This window comes from Sanguibacter keddieii DSM 10542 (genome assembly GCF_000024925.1).
Classification (GTDB): domain Bacteria; phylum Actinomycetota; class Actinomycetes; order Actinomycetales; family Cellulomonadaceae; genus Sanguibacter; species Sanguibacter keddieii.
On sequence record NC_013521.1, the window covers coordinates 860,177 to 878,898 of the forward strand.

17 protein-coding genes and 3 tRNA genes are annotated in these 18,722 nt (G+C 71.8%); 16 read left to right on the forward strand and 4 right to left on the reverse strand.

The window, feature by feature from the left end; translation table 11 throughout:
• Nucleotides 1-54 precede the first annotated feature (54 nt).
• The 9 genes from SKED_RS03670 (at nt 55) to SKED_RS03710 (ending at nt 11,413) form a co-directional block, all read left to right on the forward strand.
• Complete coding sequence (locus SKED_RS03670) at nt 55-1,068, forward strand: polyprenyl synthetase family protein (protein WP_012865777.1); 1,014 nt, start codon at nt 55-57, stop codon at nt 1,066-1,068.
• Between the two features lie 280 nt (nt 1,069-1,348).
• Nucleotides 1,349-2,149, forward strand: coding sequence for a PP2C family protein-serine/threonine phosphatase (locus SKED_RS03675; protein WP_012865778.1), 801 nt, complete (start codon nt 1,349-1,351; stop codon nt 2,147-2,149).
• Nucleotides 2,150-2,246: 97 nt separating this feature from the next.
• A complete protein-coding gene (locus SKED_RS03680) occupies nt 2,247-4,091 on the forward strand; it encodes an FHA domain-containing protein (protein WP_012865779.1) in 1,845 nt (614 codons plus the stop codon).
• A gap of 13 nt (nt 4,092-4,104) precedes the next feature.
• A complete protein-coding gene (locus tag SKED_RS03685; RefSeq protein WP_012865780.1) occupies nt 4,105-5,811 on the forward strand; it encodes a serine/threonine-protein kinase in 1,707 nt (568 codons plus the stop codon).
• A 109-nt stretch (nt 5,812-5,920) separates the two neighbouring features.
• Nucleotides 5,921-6,616 carry a hypothetical protein gene (locus SKED_RS03690; RefSeq protein ID WP_012865781.1) on the forward strand — a complete coding sequence of 232 codons (696 nt, stop codon included), beginning with the start codon at nt 5,921-5,923 and terminating at the stop codon, nt 6,614-6,616.
• Entirely contained in the window at nt 6,616-7,095 is a 480-nt protein-coding gene (locus SKED_RS03695) for an LpqN/LpqT family lipoprotein (RefSeq protein ID WP_012865782.1), read from the forward strand. The genes SKED_RS03690 and SKED_RS03695 overlap by 1 nt, the downstream gene beginning before the upstream one ends.
• 117 nt (nt 7,096-7,212) lie before the next feature.
• Nucleotides 7,213-8,586 (forward strand): FAD-dependent oxidoreductase, encoded by a 1,374-nt coding sequence (locus SKED_RS03700; RefSeq protein WP_012865783.1) that lies wholly within the window; start codon nt 7,213-7,215, stop codon nt 8,584-8,586.
• A gap of 133 nt (nt 8,587-8,719) precedes the next feature.
• Nucleotides 8,720-9,622 (forward strand): zinc metalloprotease HtpX, encoded by a 903-nt coding sequence (gene htpX / locus SKED_RS03705; RefSeq protein WP_042437738.1) that lies wholly within the window; start codon nt 8,720-8,722, stop codon nt 9,620-9,622.
• A 189-nt stretch (nt 9,623-9,811) separates the two neighbouring features.
• Complete coding sequence (locus SKED_RS03710; protein WP_012865785.1) at nt 9,812-11,413, forward strand: methyl-accepting chemotaxis protein; 1,602 nt, start codon at nt 9,812-9,814, stop codon at nt 11,411-11,413.
• A gap of 2 nt (nt 11,414-11,415) precedes the next feature.
• Here SKED_RS03710 and SKED_RS03715 read toward each other — a convergent pair whose 3' ends face one another.
• The 3 genes from SKED_RS03715 to rarD form a co-directional block, all read right to left on the reverse strand.
• Nucleotides 11,416-12,213, reverse strand: a complete 798-nt coding sequence (locus SKED_RS03715) for an HAD-IIB family hydrolase (RefSeq protein ID WP_012865786.1) — start codon at nt 12,211-12,213, stop codon at nt 11,416-11,418.
• A gap of 2 nt (nt 12,214-12,215) precedes the next feature.
• Nucleotides 12,216-12,710 carry a YajQ family cyclic di-GMP-binding protein gene (locus SKED_RS03720; RefSeq protein ID WP_081447914.1) on the reverse strand — a complete coding sequence of 165 codons (495 nt, stop codon included), beginning with the start codon at nt 12,708-12,710 and terminating at the stop codon, nt 12,216-12,218.
• Nucleotides 12,711-12,820: 110 nt separating this feature from the next.
• Entirely contained in the window at nt 12,821-13,765 is a 945-nt protein-coding gene (rarD, locus tag SKED_RS03725) for an EamA family transporter RarD (RefSeq protein ID WP_012865788.1), read from the reverse strand.
• A gap of 194 nt (nt 13,766-13,959) precedes the next feature.
• Here rarD and SKED_RS03730 point away from each other — a divergent pair.
• The 6 genes from SKED_RS03730 (at nt 13,960) to SKED_RS03750 (ending at nt 15,703) form a co-directional block, all read left to right on the forward strand.
• A tRNA-Tyr gene (locus SKED_RS03730) sits at nt 13,960-14,041 on the forward strand.
• Between the two features lie 237 nt (nt 14,042-14,278).
• Nucleotides 14,279-14,350: transfer RNA gene (locus SKED_RS03735), tRNA-Thr, on the forward strand.
• A 63-nt stretch (nt 14,351-14,413) separates the two neighbouring features.
• Nucleotides 14,414-14,490: transfer RNA gene (locus SKED_RS03740), tRNA-Met, on the forward strand.
• A gap of 85 nt (nt 14,491-14,575) precedes the next feature.
• Nucleotides 14,576-14,746 carry a 50S ribosomal protein L33 gene (gene rpmG, locus SKED_RS19420; RefSeq protein WP_012865789.1) on the forward strand — a complete coding sequence of 57 codons (171 nt, stop codon included), beginning with the start codon at nt 14,576-14,578 and terminating at the stop codon, nt 14,744-14,746.
• Between the two features lie 22 nt (nt 14,747-14,768).
• Nucleotides 14,769-15,272 (forward strand): FAS1-like dehydratase domain-containing protein, encoded by a 504-nt coding sequence (locus SKED_RS03745; protein WP_012865790.1) that lies wholly within the window; start codon nt 14,769-14,771, stop codon nt 15,270-15,272.
• Entirely contained in the window at nt 15,269-15,703 is a 435-nt protein-coding gene (locus tag SKED_RS03750; RefSeq protein WP_012865791.1) for a MaoC family dehydratase, read from the forward strand. The genes SKED_RS03745 and SKED_RS03750 overlap by 4 nt, the downstream gene beginning before the upstream one ends.
• 217 nt (nt 15,704-15,920) lie before the next feature.
• Here SKED_RS03750 and SKED_RS03755 read toward each other — a convergent pair whose 3' ends face one another.
• Entirely contained in the window at nt 15,921-17,000 is a 1,080-nt protein-coding gene (locus SKED_RS03755; RefSeq protein ID WP_012865792.1) for a LacI family DNA-binding transcriptional regulator, read from the reverse strand.
• Nucleotides 17,001-17,260: 260 nt separating this feature from the next.
• Between SKED_RS03755 and SKED_RS03760 the strand changes: the two genes are divergently transcribed.
• A complete protein-coding gene (locus SKED_RS03760) occupies nt 17,261-18,646 on the forward strand; it encodes an MFS transporter (protein ID WP_143755643.1) in 1,386 nt (461 codons plus the stop codon).
• The last annotated feature ends 76 nt before the right edge of the window (nt 18,647-18,722 follow it).

Here is an 18,722-nt window from a genome sequence, read left to right on the forward strand (position 1 = left end):
CGCGGCAGGGTGTCAGTGCACGCCCAGACCACGACAGACGATAGGTTCTACCCTGTGACTACTGCTTCGATCGGGCTGCCTGTCCCGGACCCAGACCTCGCCGAGAGGCTCGGCGTCCGGCTCGCCTACGTCGAGGAGCGCCTGCGCGACTCGGTGACCCACGCCGACGAGCTCGCGAACACCACGTCGCGGCACCTCGTCGACGCCGGTGGCAAGCGCCTGCGCCCGCTCCTCGCGCTGCTCACCGCCGAGCTCGGCGAGTCCGCCCGCCCGGAGGTCATCGACGCCGCGGTCGTCGTCGAGCTGACGCACCTCGCGACGCTCTACCACGACGACGTCATGGACTCGGCGCCCCTGCGGCGCGGAGCACCTGCAGCGCACGAGGTGTGGGGCAACTCCGTGGCCATCCTCACCGGGGACCTGCTGTTCGCCCGCGCCTCCGTGACGGTCGCCGGCCTCGGCCCCGAGGCCGTGCGCTGGCAGGCGGAGACCTTCGAGCGTCTCTGCCTCGGCCAGCTCCACGAGACCGTCGGTCCGCGCCCCGACGAGGACCCGGTCCAGCACTACCTCCAGGTGCTGTCGGACAAGACGGCGTCGCTCATCGCGACCTCGGCACGCTTCGGCGCCCGGTACGCGGGGTGCCGGCCCGAGATCGTCGAGATCGTCGCGAACTTCGGCGAGAAGGTGGGTGTCGCCTTCCAGCTGGCCGACGACGTCATCGACCTCACCTCTGACGGTGCGCTGACCGGCAAGACCCCCGGCACCGACCTGCGCGAGGGCGTCCCGACCATGCCGGTGCTGCTGCTGCGCAGCCACGTGGCCGCGAGCGACGAGCCCTCCGCCGGGGACCTCGCCCTCCTCGAGCTCCTCGACTCCGACCTCACCTCCGACGAGGCGCTCGCCGGTGCTGTCGCCGCCCTGCGCGACCACCCCGTCGTCGCCGAGACGCGCGCCCAGGCCGTGGCGTGGGCGCAGGACGCCGTCGCCGAGCTCGTCCCCCTGCCCGACGGCCCGGTCAAGGACGCGCTCGTGGCCTTCGCAGAGTCGCTCGTCGACCGCACGGCCTGACCGCTCGTCGACTGGACGGCCTGACCGCTCGTCGTCCGCTCGGCTCGGCGGGCATCGTCTCGCTCGCCGTTGGTCGGACGGCCGTGCAGGTCTGCCACACCAGGTCCGGCCGCGCACGCCAGAGGGCGCCCGCCGCGCGGGGAGTAGTCCCCATCGCAGCGTCGGGCGCCGACGACTAGCGTCGAGTGTGCCCGCACGGGCGGTGCGCAGCCGCAGGGCCGACGTACGCGACACGCGCCTACGTGGGGCGCACTCTCGAGACACGGGTAGGTGACGGGCAGTGGACCAGCGGCACGCCGTCAGCGCCCTCCGGTGGGGCGCGACCACCCACGCCGGCCGACGCCGCGCAGCCAACGAGGACGCCTTCCACGCCGAGCGCGGCGTGTACTTCGTCGCCGACGGGATGGGCGGTCACGAGGCGGGCGCCCGGGCGAGCGCCGCGGCCGTCGAGGTCCTGTGCTCCCTGGCGGAGTCGGACGACGTGACGATCGAGCAGCTGCAGGCGACGGTCCACGAGGCGCACCGTGCCGTGGCCCAGATCGCCACCCAGCCCGGCCGGCACGCTGGCACGACGATGACCGGCGCCGTGGTGGTCCAGCGCGACGGCGTCCCCACCTGGCTGGTGGCCAACATCGGCGACTCGCGCACCTACAGGTTCGTGGAGGGCGCGCTGCAGCAGATCACCGTCGACCACTCCCTGGTCCAGGAGCTCGTCGCGGCGGGCGAGGTCTCGCCCGAGGAGGCCCGGACCTTCGCGCGGCGGCACGTGATCACCCGCGCCCTGGGCGGGCCCGTCGACCCGGAGCCGGACTGCTGGAGCCTGCCCATGGTCCCCGGGGAGCGCCTGCTCATCTGCTCCGACGGGCTGACGGAGGACGTCTCGGTCGAGCAGATCGCCGAGGTGCTGCGCCAGCAGCCGCACCCCCAGCTGGCCGCCGACCAGCTCGTCAACTACGCGCTCCTCGCCGGCGGACGGGACAACGTGACGGTCGTGGTCGTCGACGTCGCCACCTCGCTGTCCGGCCCCGCCCCGACGACACCGGCCCACGGCGGTCGCCCGGGCCGGACCGTCTCCGCGTAGCAGACTCACCGACGACGCAGTACCGTCCAGGCAGCACCACCCACGACAGCCGCACGCGCACCACGCGGACTCCCCCCGGCACGAGAACGAGGAACAGATGTCGATCAGCTACGCGCCCGGAACGGCTTTCGCCCTGGTCCGACCGGGGGTGGTCGTGCTCCTCGACGGCTCCGTCGCGGCGGCCTCGGTGTCGTCGGTCTGGGCGTCGCTCGAGCGGCTCGGACGTCCCGAGACGAGCATGGCTGACGTCCTCGACGCCGTCACGACGGTCCTCGACCCCTCCCTGCGCGAGCTGCCCGACTTCGCGATCGTCCTGCACGAGGTGGCGGCAGGAGGCGAGGAGACCGGTGTGCTGCACGTCGTCGCCCGCGGCACCGTGTCGGTGCACCTCGCCGGCGAGGTCGGCAGCGAGACCATCGAGGCCTTCGACATGACCACCTGGGCCGACAAGCGCTTCACCGACGTCGACCACTACGAGGTCGCCACCGGCCCGACGGGCCTGCCGGCCGAGCTCTCGCTCGCGCTGAGCACAGGAGTGGTCACCGCGAGGTCCGTCAGCTGGCAGCGCCCGGCCGAGGCGCCGTCCGCGGGCGACCACGAGGCACCGGCCGTCCCGGCGGAGGTCGGCGACGCCGGCTCGGGCAGCGAGGTCCCGGCCCCGCAGGCCGTGGTCGCGACCGTCGAGCCCGTCGCGGAGCCCGACCCTGCCATGGTGCCGGTGCACCCGGCCGAGCCGGACTTCGCCCGCACGCTCGGCGAGTTCCCGGACGGAGCCCTCGATGACGGAGCCCTCGACGACGTAGCTCTCGACGACGACTTCGTCGACCACGGCTCTCGTGACGGTGCACCGTCCGACGAGGACCTCCCCGCCGGTGCTGAGATCCCTGCGGACGAGGCGCCGGCTGCCGAGAGCCTTGCCGGCGCGAGCGCCGCCGCCGAGGAGCCCGTGCCCGACGACGCGACGGTGGACGGCACGGCCGACGCGCTCGCAACGGCCGACGCGCTCGCCGTGGCCGGAGGCAGCGCACCGGCTCCCGAGGAGCCGGAGCACGACGAGACCGGCGGCGGCGCCGGCGACGACGAGGAGGTCGAGGACGACACCGTGCTCTCGATCGACGGCCTGCGCAGCTTCATGAAGGACCGGGACGGGGCCGCCCCCGTGACCGCCGAGCCGACGGACGTGGCTCCGCAGCCGGTGCGTCCGGCGCTGCCCCCGGTGCCCCCGCCGCCGCCCGCGCCCCCGGTCGAGCAGGAAACCCCGGCTGCTCAGCAGCAGGCTCCGGTCGGCTCCGGCGACTCGCCCTACCCGGTGTACCAGGCTGCGCCCCAGACCCCGCCCGGTGAGGCGTATGCCCCTGCGCCTCAGACACCGCCCGGCGAGTCCTACGCCCCTGTGCCTCAGCAGTGGACGGTCCAGCTCCCGGGGACGCCGGTGGCGCCCGCCGCCGTGGTCGGTCCGGCCCCCGTGCCTGCGGCCGACGTCCCGACGATCCTGGCGCGCAGCTGCGCCTACGGGCACGCCAACACCCCGGTCCGCTCGACCTGCGCCGTGTGCGGGGGAGGGCTCAACCCGCAGGCCGAGGTCGTGCCCCGTCCGTCGCTCGGCCGCGTCGTGATCTCGACCGGCGACGTCGTCGAGCTCGAGCAGCCCGTCGTGTTCGGCCGCTACCCGCAGGCGCACGTGGTCACCGCCCAGGCGCAAGCACCTCGCCTGGTCACGGTCCCGAGCCCCAGCCAGGACATCTCGCGGTCGCACCTTGAGGTGCGGCTCGAGGGCTGGAACGTGCTGCTGGTCGACCTGACCACCGTCAACGGGACCACCCTCCTGCGCCCGGGGCAGCCGCCGCGCCGCCTGCACCCGCAGGAGCCCACGCTCGTGGTGAGCGGCGACGTCGCGGACCTCGGCGACGGCGTCCGCCTGACCTTCGAGGGCGTCGCGTGAGGGGGCCGGTCGCATGAGGTCGCGCAGGCCTCCGTCCGCGCCGCCCGACATCGCCGGCTACGAGTACCTGCGGGTCATCGGCTCGGGCGGCTTCGCCGACGTGTTCCTCTACCAGGAGCTGCGCCCGCGCCGGAAGGTCGCCATCAAGGTGCTCCTCCCGCAGCGCGCCGACGAGGCGACGCGGGCCGCGTTCACGGCCGAGGCCGACCTCATGGCCATCCTGTCGAGCCACCCCTCGATCGTCACGATCTTCGACACGGACGTCACGGACGACGGCCGGCTCTACCTGGCCATGGAGTACTGCTCGCGGTCGACCATGTCGGCCCGGTACAAGCGCGAGCCGCTCGGGGTCGCCGAGACCCTGAGGGTCGGCATCCAGATCGCCGGGGCGGTCGAGACCGCGCACCGCAACGGGATCGTGCACCGAGACATCAAGCCCGCCAACATCCTGGTCACCGACTACGGTCACCCTGCCCTCACCGACTTCGGGATCTCGGCGACCATCGAGCAGAGCGAGGCCGGCGCCGACGGCATGTCCGTGCCGTGGTCGCCGCCCGAGAACCTCACCGCCGACCCGCGGTCGGGGGTGCGCAGCGACGTGTGGTCGCTCGGGGCGACCGTCTACACGCTCCTGGCCGGGCGGTCGCCCTTCGAGGTGACCGGCGGCAACAACACGCAGCGCGCGCTCGTCGAGCGCATCACCCAGGCGCCGCTGCCCCCGATCGGGCGCGGCGACGTGCCGGCCGAGCTCGAGCAGGTGCTCGGTGCGGCCATGGCCAAGTCGCCCGACATGCGGTACCCGTCGATGCTCGACCTCGGACGGGCGCTGCAGCGCGTCCAGTCCGGGCTGAACCTCACCGCGACCACGATCGACATCATCGACGACTCGACGAGCACCACGGTCTCGCACCTCGGCGGGGACGGCGGGCCGACCGACGGGCAGGACGAGACCGGCGAGGGCGGCACCCGCATCCGGCTGGCGAGCGACCGGTTCCACCCGGGCTACGGTGTGGGGCACGCCGAGCAGTCGTGGTCCCGCGGCTCCGACGCCGACAGCGCGGCCGGACCCTACGGGATCGTCGTCGACTCGGTGTCGGGCCACCGCAGCGACTCCTTCACCAGCAGCAGCTACGGCAGGGTGGGCGGGGCGCCGTACGTGCCGCTGCCGGCGGCCGACGCAGCCCAGGGAGGCGCCTCGCCGGAGTACGGGACCTCGTACCCCGGGGGAGCCCTCGGGACCGTGGCCGCACCGACGGCTCCAGGATCACCCGGCACGCAGGGTCTCCCCGGGGCGCCGCGACCCCACCCCGGCGACCGTGCCGGTCGTCGCCGGTCGCGCTGGCGCTCGCCCACGGCCATCACCTCCGCCGTGGCCGTGGTGGCCCTCGCCGCCGTGGGCGTCGTCGCCGTCGAGCGTGCCAACCGCCCCGACCTGCTCGCCGCGTCGACCGTGCCTGCCCCCGTCGACCTCACGGTGAGCGGGAGCGAGGGGTCGAACCAAGTGGTCTTCGCGTGGGAGAACCCCGAGCCCGGCGCCTCCGACCTCTACGCCTACCGGTCGACCACGACGCTCGACGCCGCGTCGAGCGAGTCGTACCGGCAGACCCGGTCGTTGAGCGCGACCGTCAACGCCTTCGGGGTCACCAACCCCTGCCTCGAGGTCGCGATCGTGCGGGACGGCCGGCTGTCCGGCTCCCCGGCGCGGGCGTGCCTCGACTGACAGCGCTTCCCGCTAGAGTCGAGCGGGCGAGCACACGCGGCGCAGGGCACCGAGCCCGGCACCGAGCACGACGCCCCCAGGGGGCACGAGAGAGAGTGTGGACTGAGCGATGACCGAGCTGGCGATCGACTACTGCGGCGAGTGGTTCAAGCCGTCCCTCGACGAGCCCTTCGACATCGGGCGCGAGGCCGACCTCTCCGTCGACGACAACCCGTACCTCCACCGCAGGTTCCTGCGGATCACGCACGTCGACGGCATCTGGTGGCTGTCGAACGTCGGCTCGCTCATCTCCGCGACCATCTGCGACGCGAGCGGCGGCGTGCAGTCGTGGCTCTCTCCCGGCAACCGGCTGCCCATCGTCTTCAAGACCACCACGATCGTCTTCACCGCGGGGCCCACCACCTACGAGCTGCTCGCGCACCTCGAGGGGTCGCCGTACCAGGAGGTCCTCACCGACGACCCCCTCATCGGCGAGACCACCATCGGCGTGATCTCCTTCACCACGAGCCAGAAGCAGCTCATCGTCGCGCTGTGCGAGCCGATGCTCAAGCGTGACGGTGCCGGCTTCAGCGAGATCCCGTCGACCGCCGAGGCCGCCAAGCGCCTCGGCTGGGCGACGACGCGCTTCAACCGCAAGCTCGACAACGTGTGCGACAAGCTCGACCGGATGGGTGTCAAGGGGCTGCGCGGCGGACCCAAGCAGCTCGCCACGAACCGGCGGTCCCGTCTCGTCGAGTACGCGGTGACCTCGCGCCTGGTCACCTCGGCCGACCTGCCCCTGCTCGACGTGGACTCCGACGACTGATGCCCGGCACGCTCTCCTTCCCGTCCGACGCCTTCCCCGCGTACCCGGCGCTCGAGATCGACCAGCCCGACGGCTGGGTCGCGCTCGCCGGCGTGGGCCTGCCGCTCGCCCTCGCCGCCGAGGTGCCCTCCGGGCAGTTCCGCCCCAACGTGCTCGTCACCGTGCAGCGCTTCGGGGTCGGCCACACCGTCGCCGACTCCCGCTCCGCGGTGAACAAGAGCCTCAAGGCGCTGCCGCGGTTCACGCAGACCCTGCGCGAGGACTCGATCGAGATGCTCGGGTCCCCGGGCATGCGGGTCGAGGGGTACTTCTCCGACGGCAAGGGCGGGACGATGGTCCAGGCCCTGCGCATGTGCGTGGTCGAGGCCGGGCCGGTCTTCGACGTCGTGCAGATCACCGGGACGTGCTCGGGCCCGCAGACGGAGGCGTTCTTCGGGCAGATCCGCGAGATCCAGGACACCCTGAGGCTCGCGGGCTGACGACCGCCCGGCGGTCGTGGCACGCACCTCGCGGGCAGGTAAGCCTAGACTCAGTAGCCAGGACGACCTCTCTGCCGAGCCGCGCTCGCAGATCCCTATCGGAAGGCATGCATCTCCGTGAGCACTGACCGTCAGCTGCGCGTCGCGATCGTCGGAGCGGGACCGGCCGGCATCTACGCCGCCGACATCCTCTCCAAGACGGAGCTCGACGTCTCCATCGACCTGTTCGAGCGCCTCCCCGCGCCCTTCGGACTCGTGCGGTACGGCGTCGCGCCCGACCACCCGCGCATCAAGCAGATCATCACCGCCCTGCACCGGGTGCTCGAGCGCGGCGACATCCGCCTGCTCTCGAACGTCGACTACGGCATGGACATCAAGCTCGACGAGCTCCGCGAGTTCTACGACGCGGTGATCTTCTCGACGGGCGCGATCACCGACGCAGCCCTCGACGTCCCGGGCGTCGAGCTCGAGGGGTCCTACGGCGCTGCCGACTTCGTCTCCTGGTACGACGGTCACCCCAGCGTGCCGACCACCTGGCCGCTCGACGCCCAGCAGGTCGCGGTCATCGGTGCCGGCAACGTGGCCCTCGACGTGGCACGCGTGCTGGCCAAGCACGCCGACGACCTGCTCGTCACCGAGATCCCCGAGAACGTCTACGCCGGCCTCAAGGCGTCGCCCGTCACCGACGTGCACGTCTTCGCCCGTCGCGGCCCGGCGCAGGCGAAGTTCTCGCCGCTCGAGCTCCGTGAGCTCGGCCACGTCCCCGACGTCGACGTCATCGTGTACCCGGAGGACTTCGAGTTCGACGAGGGCTCGGTCGCCGCGATCGGCTCGTCCAACCAGACCAAGCAGATCGTCAAGACGCTCACCGACTGGACGCTCAACGACCCGTCGACCTTCTCCGCGTCGCGCCGCCTGCACCTGCACTTCCTGCACGCGCCCGCGGAGATCGTGGACGCCGACGGCGACGGCAAGGTCGACCTGCTGCGCACCGAGCGCACCCGCCTCAACGGCGACGGCACCGTGAGCCGCACGGGCGAGACGCACGACTGGCCCGTCCAGGCCGTCTACCGTGCCGTCGGGTACTTCGGGTCGCCCCTCGCCGAGCTGCCCTTCGACGACGTCAAGGGCGTCGTGCCCAACGCCGAGGGTCGGGTCCTCGACCTCGACGGCGAGCACCTCGAGGGCGTGTACTGCACCGGGTGGATCAAGCGCGGACCGGTGGGGCTCATCGGCCACACCAAGTCGGACGCCTCCGAGACCGTCCGCCACCTCGTCGAGGACAGCGAGAAGGACGGCTTCGCGTCGGCCACGCAGCCCTCGCCCGACGCGATCACGGCGTTCCTCGCCGACCGCGGCGTCGAGGTCGTGCAGTGGTCCGGGTGGGAGCTCCTCGACGCCCACGAGCGTGCCCTCGGTGAGGCTGCCGGCCGAGAGCGCATCAAGGTGATCGCCCGCGACGAGATGCTGGACATCACCCTCGGTCGCTGAGCACGCCGCCGGAGGAGCTGCTGCTGCGCACCTGCTGACGAGCCCCTGTGAGCTTCCTGGAGACGGGAACGCCCACGGGGGCTCGTGCGTTGTGCCAGGTGGACGTCGCAGAAGAGAGACAGAGGTGGGCACGATGGGCCACAGGCACTACAACGGCCTGAAGACAGCGGTGCTGTTCGGACTCCTGTGGGCGGTGCTGCTCGGGCTGTGGGCGCTCATCGGGCAGGGCAGCGGGCCCATGCTCGTGCTGTTCTGCGGGATCGGTGTCGCGACCACCGCCTACGGGTACTGGAACTCCGACAAGCTCGCGATCCGCGCGATGCACGCCCGGCCGGTCAGCGAGATCGAGCAGCCGGCCATGTACCGGATCGTCCGTGAGCTCTCGACGGCTGCGCGCCAGCCGATGCCGCGGCTGTACGTGTCGCCGACGGCGGCCCCGAACGCCTTCGCGACGGGCCGCAACCCGCAGAACGCCGCGGTGTGCTGCACCGAGGGCATCCTCACGCTGCTCGACGAGCGCGAGCTGCGCGGGGTGCTGGGGCACGAGCTCATGCACGTGTACAACCGCGACATCCTCACGTCGTCGGTGGCGTCGGCCTTCGCCGGCGTGATCACCGGCATCGCCCAGTTCCTCATGTTCTTCGGCGGCAGCCGGGACCGCGGCGGCAACCCGATCGCGATGCTGGCCATGGCGTTCCTCGCCCCGCTGGCCGCGACCGTGGTGCAGCTCGCGATCTCCCGGACGCGCGAGTACGACGCGGACGAGGACGGCGCGAAGCTCACCGGGGACCCGCTCGCGCTCGCCTCGGCGCTGCGCAAGCTCGAGTCCGGTACGCAGCGCGCCCCGCTGCCGCAGGACCAGCGCCTCGTGGACGTCGCGCACATGATGATCGCCAACCCGTTCCGCGGTGGTGGCGTCAAGAAGCTCTTCGCGACCCACCCGCCCATGCCCGACCGCATCCAGCGCCTCGAGCGCATGGCCGGCGGTCCCGCCGGGGGACGTGGCACGCAGGACGGCCCGATCACGCGGTACTAGCAGGATGCGGGACGGCGGCTCGCCGGGGCGACGTGCCCCGGTGGTCGGCCGGGGGTGTGGCCCGGGGCGCAGATGTCACCCGCTGGGCGGGCGAAGTTCCCGCGGGTAACACGTCACGCAGCGCCTCGCGCGGTCGATAGGTCCTGCATGCCCACCAGGGCGGAACCTGTTCACCGAGGAGCACTCCCCATGTCGTCCACCCCACGTCGTCCGTGGTACTCCCTGTCCAACCGTCCGCTGGGCCTGAAGATCGGCGCCGCGATCGGTCTCATGGCCGTCGCCGCGCTCGTGACCGGCCTCCTCGCCGTCCAGCGGATCGGCTCGCTGCGCGACGGCCAGGCGCAGCTCTACACCGAGAACGTCGCACCGATGGTGGTGCTCGGCGAGATCCAGCGTGCGTTCCAGGGGGACCGTGCCCGCATCACGCAGTACGGCATGGCGGACGACGAGACCCGCGAGGTGCTGCGCACCGAGCTCACCGAGCGTCGCCTGGAGATCCAGGCCCTCATCGACGACTACGCGCCGTTCGAGATCGACCCCGCGGGCATGGCGGACTTCCGCACCAAGCTGGACGCCTTCTACGCGGCCTCCGAGGGCACGCTGTTCTCGCTCGCCGACTCGGGCGACGACGCCGGCTTCGCGACGAACTTCCAGGAGACCATCCGCCCGATGATCACCGCCTTCGTCGAGCCCTTCACCGCCGAGACCGCGGCGCAGGCCGCCGAGGGCGAGCAGCGGGCCGCCGACGGTGCCGCGAACGCCCGCCAGGCGATCCTCGCGGTGATCCTCACGCTGGCTGTCGGCCTCGTCGGCTCGGGGCTGCTCGCCTTCGTCGTCACCCGGACGATCCTGCGCGACGTCCGCCGCGTGCAGTCGGCGACCGACCGGCTCGCGCAGGGCGACCTGCTCGCGACCACCGGCGTCACCTCGGGCGACGAGATCGGGCGCATGGCCCAGTCGCTCGACGCGGCGATCCTCGACGTGCGCTCCGTGATGTCGTCCGTGGTCAGTGCTGCTGACGGTGTCGCCGCGGCCTCCGAGGAGCTCTCGGCGACCGCCGCGCAGATCGCGTCGTCGGCCGAGGAGACCTCCGCGCAGTCGGGCGTCGTGGCTGCAGCCGCCGACGAGGTGTCGCAGAACGTCGGCCGGGTGGCCGACGGTGCGGGGGAGATGGGCGCGGCGATCCGCGAGATCTCCCAGTCCGCCAACGACGCGGCGCGCGTCGCCGCGCAGGCGGTGTCCTCGGCCGAGCAGACCACCGAGCGGGTGTCCCGTCTGGGGATCTCGTCGCGGGAGATCGGCGCGGTCGTCAAGGTCATCACGAGCATCGCGGAGCAGACCAACCTGCTCGCGCTCAACGCGACCATCGAGGCCGCCCGGGCCGGCGAGGCGGGCAAGGGCTTCGCCGTCGTCGCCAACGAGGTCAAGGAGCTCTCGCAGGAGACCGCGCGAGCCACGCAGGACATCTCCCGCCGGGTCGAGTCCATCCAGTCGGACACCACCGGCGCGGTCGACGCGATCAGCGAGATCTCGTCGATCATCTCGGAGATCAACGAGTTCCAGCTCTCGATCGCCTCGGCGGTCGAGGAGCAGACGGCCACGACGGCCGAGATGAGCCGGTCCGTGCAGGTCGCGGCGACCGGCAGCGGGGAGATCGCCGACAACATCGGCGGGGTCTCGGGTGCGGCGACGCTCACCACCGAGGCTGCGGCCCAGACGCAGGTGGCGGTCAACGACCTCGCCGCCATGGCGTCGGCGCTGCGCGGCGAGGTGCGACGCTTCACGTTCTGAGGTCAGCGGGCGAGCAGTCCTTCGAGGGCCTGGGCGACGCCGTCGTCGTCGTTGGACGCCGTCGTGGCGGTCGCTGCGCGCAGCACGTCGGGGTGCGCGTTGGCGACCGCGACGGACCGGCCAGCCCACCGCATCATCGGCAGGTCGTTCGGCATGTCGCCGAAGGCCCACACCTCGGCGGCGTCGATGCCTCGCTCGGTGCACCACCGCTCGAGGGCCGAGGCCTTGGTCACCCCGGGGGCTGTCATCTCGGCGAGGCCTGCGGCGCCGGAGAACGCGAGGGTCGCGCGGTCGCCGACGGTCTCGGCCACCCGGGCGAAGAACGCCTCGTCGGGCATCTCGCGGTGCCGCGCGATGAGCTTGCCGACCGGGTGGTCGAGCAGGTCCTCGACGGGCACGCGGGGCGCCTCGGCGACCACGTGGTCCTCGTCGGAGTAGAAGCGCGGGTCGAAGGCCGGGCCGTCAGGGCGCTCCAGCCCGAAGGCGATGCCGGGGACCTCACGTCGCAGGTCGGCCACGACCTCGCGCAGCGCCGTCTCGCCGAAGGCGTGCACCTCGCTGACGAGGGAGGTGGCCACCTCGAAGACACCGGCACCGCCCAGGCAGATGACGTGGCCGTGCCCGCCGATCGCGTCAGCCAGCCCGGTGAGCCAGCGCGGCGGGCGCGCCGTCACGAACAGCACGTGCACCCCGGAGTCCTCGACGGCCCGCAGAGCCGCCCGGGAGCGCTCGGAGAGCGAGCCGTCGTCGGCCAGCAGGGTCCCGTCGAGGTCGGTCGCGACGACGCGCGGTCGGGGCACGGTCAGCGGTAGTTGGTGAACTGCACGGCGAAGTCGAGGTCGGCGCCCTTGAGGAGGGCCTGGACCTCCTGGAGGTCGTCGCGCGACTTGCTCGTGGCACGGACCTCGTCGCCCGTGATCTGCGTCTTGACGCCCTTGGGGCCCTCGTCGCGGATGAGCTTGGTGACCTTCTTGGCGTTCTCGCCGGCGAGGCCCTCCTTGAGGGTGCCCTCGAGGCGGTACTCCTTGCCGGAGAGCTTCGGCTCGTTCTCGCCGGTGTCGAGGTGCTTGAGGGAGATGCCGCGCTTGATGAGCTTGGTCTGGAAGACGTCGAGGATCGCGAGGACGCGCTCCTCGGAGTTCGCGATCATCACGATGGTGTCGCCGCTCCAGGCGATCGAGGCGCCGATGTTCTTGAAGTCGTAGCGCTGCGCGACCTCCTTGGCCGCCTGGTTGAGGGCGTTGTCGGCCTCCTGGCGGTCGACCTTGCTGACGATGTCCATCGATGAATCGGCCACGGTGAGACTCCTCGTGAGACGGGGTAGGGGTTCACGCAACGGTATCTGATGCGCGCGCACCCCGTGGAGGGGTGTGGACAGCGTCTGCGCACGACGTCTGCGGTCGGCCCTCAGGCCGCGGCGCGGGCCAGCCGTGACACGCGCATGGCCCGCAGCGCGTCGACCGTCAGGACCACGAGCGCGCACCACACGAGGGAGAACCCGACCCAGCGGACCAGCGGCATCGCCTCGTGGAACACGAGCACCCCGAGCGCGAGCTGCATGATCGGCGCGATGTACTGCAGCATCCCGACGACGCTCAGCGGCAGCAGCCGTGCTGCGGCACCGAAGCACAGCAGGGGGAGCGCGGTGACGACGCCCGACGACACGAGCAGCAGCGCGTGCCCGCTGCCGTGCTGCAGGAAGGTGCTCGTGCCCTGCGTGGCGAGCCACACGAGGTACAGGGCGGCGACGGGCGCGAGGACCGTCGTCTCGACGGCCAGGCCGGGGATCGCGGGGACGGTGCGCCCGGCACGGTTCTTGAGGAGCCCGTAGAACCCGAAGGAGAAGGCGACACCGAGCGCGACCCACGGCACGGTGCCCAGCCCCACGGTGATGACCACGACGGCGGCGGCCCCGAAGCCGAGGGCCACCCACTGCGCCGGGCGCAGCCGCTCCTTGAGCACCAGGACGGCCAGCAGGACGGTCACGAGGGGGTTGATGAAGTACCCGAGGGCCGCGTCGACCACGTGGTCGGAGGTCACCGCGAACACGTAGATGGTCCAGTTGGCGGCGACGAGCACCGCGGCCGCCGCGAGGACGGCGAGCATGCGCCCGGAGCGCAGCACCTCGACGTAGCCGCGCATCTGCCGCGTCGCGAGGAGCAGGACGAGGCAGAACAGCAGGCTCCACACGATGCGGTGCGCGATGATCTCGAGCGCGCCTGCGGGCTGCAGCAGCGGGAAGTACAGGGGGAGCGTCCCCCACATGGCATAGCTCGCGATGCCGAGCGTCAGGCCCCAGCGGGTAGAGCCTGTGGCGCTGGTGGTCGGGGCCGAGGTGGGGGAGGACGTCACGTCGTCACGGTACGCCGCCGCGGCCCGGCGGTGCGCAGAGGCCCGAGACGGGGGCCTCAGAGGCTCTCCGCAGGCCGTGGACCAGCGGATTTCCCCTCAGGCGGACCCTCTTGTATTGTTGGGGTGCTCCTGCAGCGTAGGTAGCGGCGCTCCGGCTCGTCCGGGTGCTGTCCGACGCGGTGGGTAGCCAGCTAGGCAACTTGCCCGAGCGGCCAAAGGGAGCTGACTGTAAATCAGCCGTCACAGACTACGTGGGTTCGAATCCCTCAGTTGCCACAGCAGAAGGCGCCACCCGATCCGGGTGGCGCCTTCAGTGTTCTCCAGGGGCGATGAGGGCCCAGGATCGGCCTGACAGGCCGATCTGGGCGCCCTCGAGGCTCCTCCGGGCGGGTGGTGCAGAAGCACCTCCAGCCTGCTGTATCGTTGTCGTTCGCGGAGAGTCAGGGCCGTGATCGGAACCACATGGAGCCGATTTCGACTACCAGCCCCTGAGCATGTATCGTTTTCCGCGCTGCCCCCGTAGCTCAGTGGTAGAGCGCAGTCTTGGTAAGACTGAGGTCATGGGTCCGATTCCCATCGGGGGCTCTGTTGGTGTGACATCGCCGAGCGTGGGACTATGAGTCCCGCGTCAGGCGTTGACATCGATGCGGCGGGGTAGCTCAGTTGGTCAGAGCGCACGGCTCATAATCGTGAGGTCGCGGGTTCGAGCCCCGCCCCCGCTACCAGCACTGGCAACACGCGCGCGCCGGCCGGCGGTGTGCGTCATCCGAAGTTCGTAGCGCCCCCGGCGGCGCGAGAGGTGGCACGACCGTGGCTAGCAAGAGTTCAGACGTTCGCCCCAAGATCACGCTCGCTTGTGTCGAGTGCAAGGAGCGGAACTACATCACGAAGAAGAACCGTCGGAACAACCCCGACCGTCTCGAGCTCGCGAAGTTCTGCCCGCGCTGCGGCAAGCACAACGCGCACCGCGAGACCCGCTGACCCTCTCGGTCAGAGCACAGCGATGACGTCCTCCTCGGTCAACCTCGACTACGTCGGGCGCGAGTATCCGGCCAATGCCCCGTACTCGGTTGGCCGAGAGAAGATCCGTGAGTTCGCTGCAGCAGTAGGTTCGTCCCACCCCGCGCACCACGATGTGGTCACAGCGCGGGGTTTGGGGTATCCGGACATCACCGCACCGCCGACCTTCGCGGTCCTCGTGGCACAGCGCGCCGAGGCGCAGTACATCGAGGACCCCGAGGCGGGCGTCGACTTCTCCCGCGTGGTCCACGCCGACGAGAGGTTCGTGCACCACCGGCCGATCGTCGCGGGTGACGAGCTCGTCACCGTCCTGCACGTCGTGTCCATCACCGAGCGCGCCGGCCTCGCCATGGTGACCACACGCTGCGACATCTACGCGCTCCCCGCCGACGCGGACGCCGCCAGCCCCGCGCAGCCCAGCACCGAGGGTGCCGAGCTCGTCTCGAGCGTCACCTCGACGCTCGCCGTCCGAGGTGAGGGTCTGTGACCACGCTCAGCCCCCTGCCCGACATCACGACGCTCACCGTCGGCTCCGTCGTCGGCACCCGCACCGTCGTCGTCGACCGGGCACGCCTGGTGCGCTACGCCGGCGCCAGCGGCGACTTCAACCCGATCCACTGGAACGACACCTTCGCCCAGGGCGTCGGTCTCCCCGGTGTCATCGCGCACGGCATGTTCACCATGGGAGCAGCCGTCGCCCTCGTCGAGGACTGGGCGGGCGACCCCGGCCGCGTCGTCGACTACCAGACGCGCTTCACCCGGCCCGTCGCCGTGCCCAACCCGGGCGAGGCCGTCGTCGAGGTGTCCGCCGCCGTCGGTGCCATCGACCTCGAGGCCCGCACCGTCCGCGTCGACCTCACGGTCACCTTCGAGGGCGCCCGCGTCCTCGGCAAGTCCCAGGCCGTCGTCGCCCTCTGAGCCACGGCGTACCGAGGTCCTGCTGACCCAGCCAGCACCCGGTGCACCCTCACCGTCGAGGTCGCACCTCTGCCCTCGAGGTCGCACGGACACGCCGCGAGACCCGGTCTCGGCACTCGATCTGGCGTGTCCAGGCGACCTCGGCGTTCGCCGTGCGACCTCGGTGCAGGGGTTGCGACCTCGGCGGCCCGGGAGCACGGGGGCAGCAGCGGGTGGCTCAGGGCTGCGCCGGGGGGCCTGTCGTCGTGCCGACGGTGAGCTCGACCTCGAGGATCGTCGTCACCGGGTCCTCGCCCGCGAGGATGCCCTCGACGGCGTGACCGAGCGCTGCGCCCTTGGCGGCGAGCGGCTGGGTGACCGTGGTGAGGACGTCGGACCCGAGCCAGGGCAGGTCGAGGCCGTCGAAGCCGGCGATCGACACGTCCTCGGGGACGCGCAGGCCGAGCTCGCGCGCACCGATCATCGCGCCGGCGGCGAGCAGGTCGGACTGGGCGACGATCGCCGTCGGGCGCAGCGCCGGGTCGGGCCAGCGGTCGGGGGAGAGGAGCTCCATGGCCGCGGCGTGCCCGTGCTCGACGAGCGACGCCTCGGTCTCCCACACGACCACGGGCTCGACGCCCGCGTCGCGCAGGCCGGCCAGCCGGTTGCGGGTGGGCGTCCACTCGATGTCGTCGAGGTCGACCGCCTGTCCTGCGCGACGGTCGGCAGAGAAGGGGAGGGTGATGAGCGCGATGCGCTCGTGCCCGAGTCCTGTGAGGTAGCGGGCGAGTTCTGCCGAGCCACCGCGGTCGTCGATGCCGACGAGCGGGGCTCCCTCGATCGGACGGCCCTCGCCGACGACCACGGGGACACCGCGACGCTGGAGCGCCTCGACGCTCGTGTCGTTCGCGTGCACGCCCCAGATGAGGATCGCGACGTCCATCGCGGCGGTCTCGATGAGCGGGTCGACCGTCTGCAGCCCGTCCTCGTCGCTCGCACCGGGGATGAGCAGCACCCCGAGCCCCATGGAACCCAGGGTGCTCGCGAGGCCGTCGAGCACCTGCACGGAGACCGGGTCGCGGAAGGACCTGCGGAGCTTGTCGCCGATGACCACGCCCACGATCCCGGAGCGCCCGGAGCGCAGCTGGCGCCCGAGGGGGTTGGGGCCGCGGTAGCCGAGCTCCTCGGCGGCGGCGAGCACCTTCGCGCGGGTCTTCTCGGCGATCGGCCCGGAGGAGGCGAAGGCGAGGGAGGCCGTCGAGATCGAGACACCGGCCACCTCGGCGACGCTCGCGAGCGTCGGGCGGTGAGCCGACATGTGATCCTCGTTTCCCCTGGGCACATCTGATTGACGGACGCCGCCAGCGTACCTGACAATTATCAGCAAGCCTCGGAACGATTCGATCAGCGTCGTGGCAGGCTTTCGAATCGATTCGACTGCGAAGGAACAGCACCATCAAGGCCACGACCTCACCCGACCGCGCCCTGCACAACGCGCGCCTCGCCCTCCTCGGGCTCTTCCTCATCCTCGGGGTCAACACCTCGAGCTGGTTGGCACGCCTGCCGACCATCCGGGAGATGCTCGGCCTCAGCACCACCGACCTCGGCGGCGTCATGCTCGCCGGAGCCGTCGGCTCGCTGGTGATGGTGACCTTCGCCGGCTCGATCGTCCTGCGCTTCGGCGGCACACCGGTCTACGTGTTCGCCGCGTCGTCGAGCTTCCTCGCCCTCGCCCTCGAGGGCATCGGCCCAGCGATGGGCCACACGTGGATCCTCGTCGTCGGCATCTTCCTCAACGGCATGAGCATCGCGCTGCTCAACGTGGTGCAGAACGTCGAGACCGCAGGCGTGGAGCGCCGCATGGGGCGCGCGATCGTCCCGCAGTTCCACGCGGCGTTCTCGATCGGTGCCGTCCTCGGCTCCCTCATCGGCGCGGCCTGCTCGAGCCTCGACGTCCCCGTCGTCGTCCAGTTCCTCGTGATGACCACGCTCACGCTCGTCTGGCGCCTGCTCTCCGTGCGGCACATCGTCCACGACACCAACCTCGACGGCGCCGTCCGGTGGGAGCGCGCGTCGTCGGCCCGCGTCCGCCGTGTGCAGAAGGCCGAGATCCGCGCAGGCGTGATCCAGGCCGCGCCCGGCACCACCGGCACGCGTGCCGTCGTGCGGGCCCGCCGCGCGAGCCTCGGCTCCGCGCTGAGCGCCTGGCGCGAGCCGCGCACCCTGTTCATCGGCGTCGTCATCCTCGCCGCCTCGCTGTCCGAGGGGTCGGCCAACAACTGGCTGGCCATCAGCGTGGTCGACGGGTTCTCGGCCTCCGAGAGCACCGGCGCCCTGATCTTCGGTGCCTTCGTCACGGCGATGACCGTCGTCCGCATCTTCGGCACCCGCCTCATCGACCGCTACGGCCGCGTGCTCGTGCTGCGGTGCTCCGGCATCGTGTCGATGGTCGGCCTGCTGCTCTTCGGCTTCGGCCCGACGCTCACCGTCTCCGCCGTGGGTGTCGTCCTCTGGGGCTTCGGTGCGGCGCTCGCCGTGCCCGTCGGCATCGCCGCGGCCTCCGACGACCCGATGAAGGCCGCCGCCCGCGTCTCGGTCGTCTCCGCCTTCGCCTCGATGTCCTCCCTCGTCGCTCCGCCCATCGTCGGCTTCGCCGCCGAGTCCATCGGTGCGCGCCAGGCGCTCACTGGCATCGTCGTGTTCGTGGTGCTGTCGGTCCTGCTGTCCAAGCACGTCGAGCGCCTGGTCCCGGAGGACCACACAGGCGCCGCCACCGGCTCGGGCGACGCGACCACCGACGACGAGCGACGTACGGAGAGCGCGACCCTCGGCATGGAGATGGCGCTCGCCGAGAACATGGTCTCGGACGCGCTCACCGTCGAGGTGTTCGTCGAGGAGGCCGAAGAGGCCGAGCACGCGCACGAGCTCGCCCTCGAGCAGGAGCAGGAGCGCGCCCGGGGCTGACGCACGGCCCGGGTCACGTGCACGCCCGTCCTGCGCCAGATCCTCACAGCCACGGCCAGCCGTGGCGCGTCGCCGA

Bases quoted from the DNA above. Each gene is read 5' to 3' on its own strand.
- SKED_RS03685 (WP_012865780.1), top strand. From the start codon at position 4,105: ATGAGGTCGCGCAGGCCTCCGTCCGCGCCGCCCGACATCGCCGGCTAC.
- htpX (WP_042437738.1), top strand. From the start codon at position 8,720: ATGGGCCACAGGCACTACAACGGCCTGAAGACAGCGGTGCTGTTCGGA.
- SKED_RS03760 (WP_143755643.1), top strand. From the start codon at position 17,261: ATGCTCGGCCTCAGCACCACCGACCTCGGCGGCGTCATGCTCGCCGGA.
- SKED_RS03745 (WP_012865790.1), top strand. From the start codon at position 14,769: ATGACGTCCTCCTCGGTCAACCTCGACTACGTCGGGCGCGAGTATCCG.
- SKED_RS03680 (WP_012865779.1), top strand. From the start codon at position 2,247: ATGTCGATCAGCTACGCGCCCGGAACGGCTTTCGCCCTGGTCCGACCG.
- SKED_RS03755 (WP_012865792.1), bottom strand. From the start codon at position 17,000: ATGTCGGCTCACCGCCCGACGCTCGCGAGCGTCGCCGAGGTGGCCGGT.
- SKED_RS03710 (WP_012865785.1), top strand. From the start codon at position 9,812: ATGTCGTCCACCCCACGTCGTCCGTGGTACTCCCTGTCCAACCGTCCG.
- SKED_RS03690 (WP_012865781.1), top strand. From the start codon at position 5,921: ATGACCGAGCTGGCGATCGACTACTGCGGCGAGTGGTTCAAGCCGTCC.
- SKED_RS03695 (WP_012865782.1), top strand. From the start codon at position 6,616: ATGCCCGGCACGCTCTCCTTCCCGTCCGACGCCTTCCCCGCGTACCCG.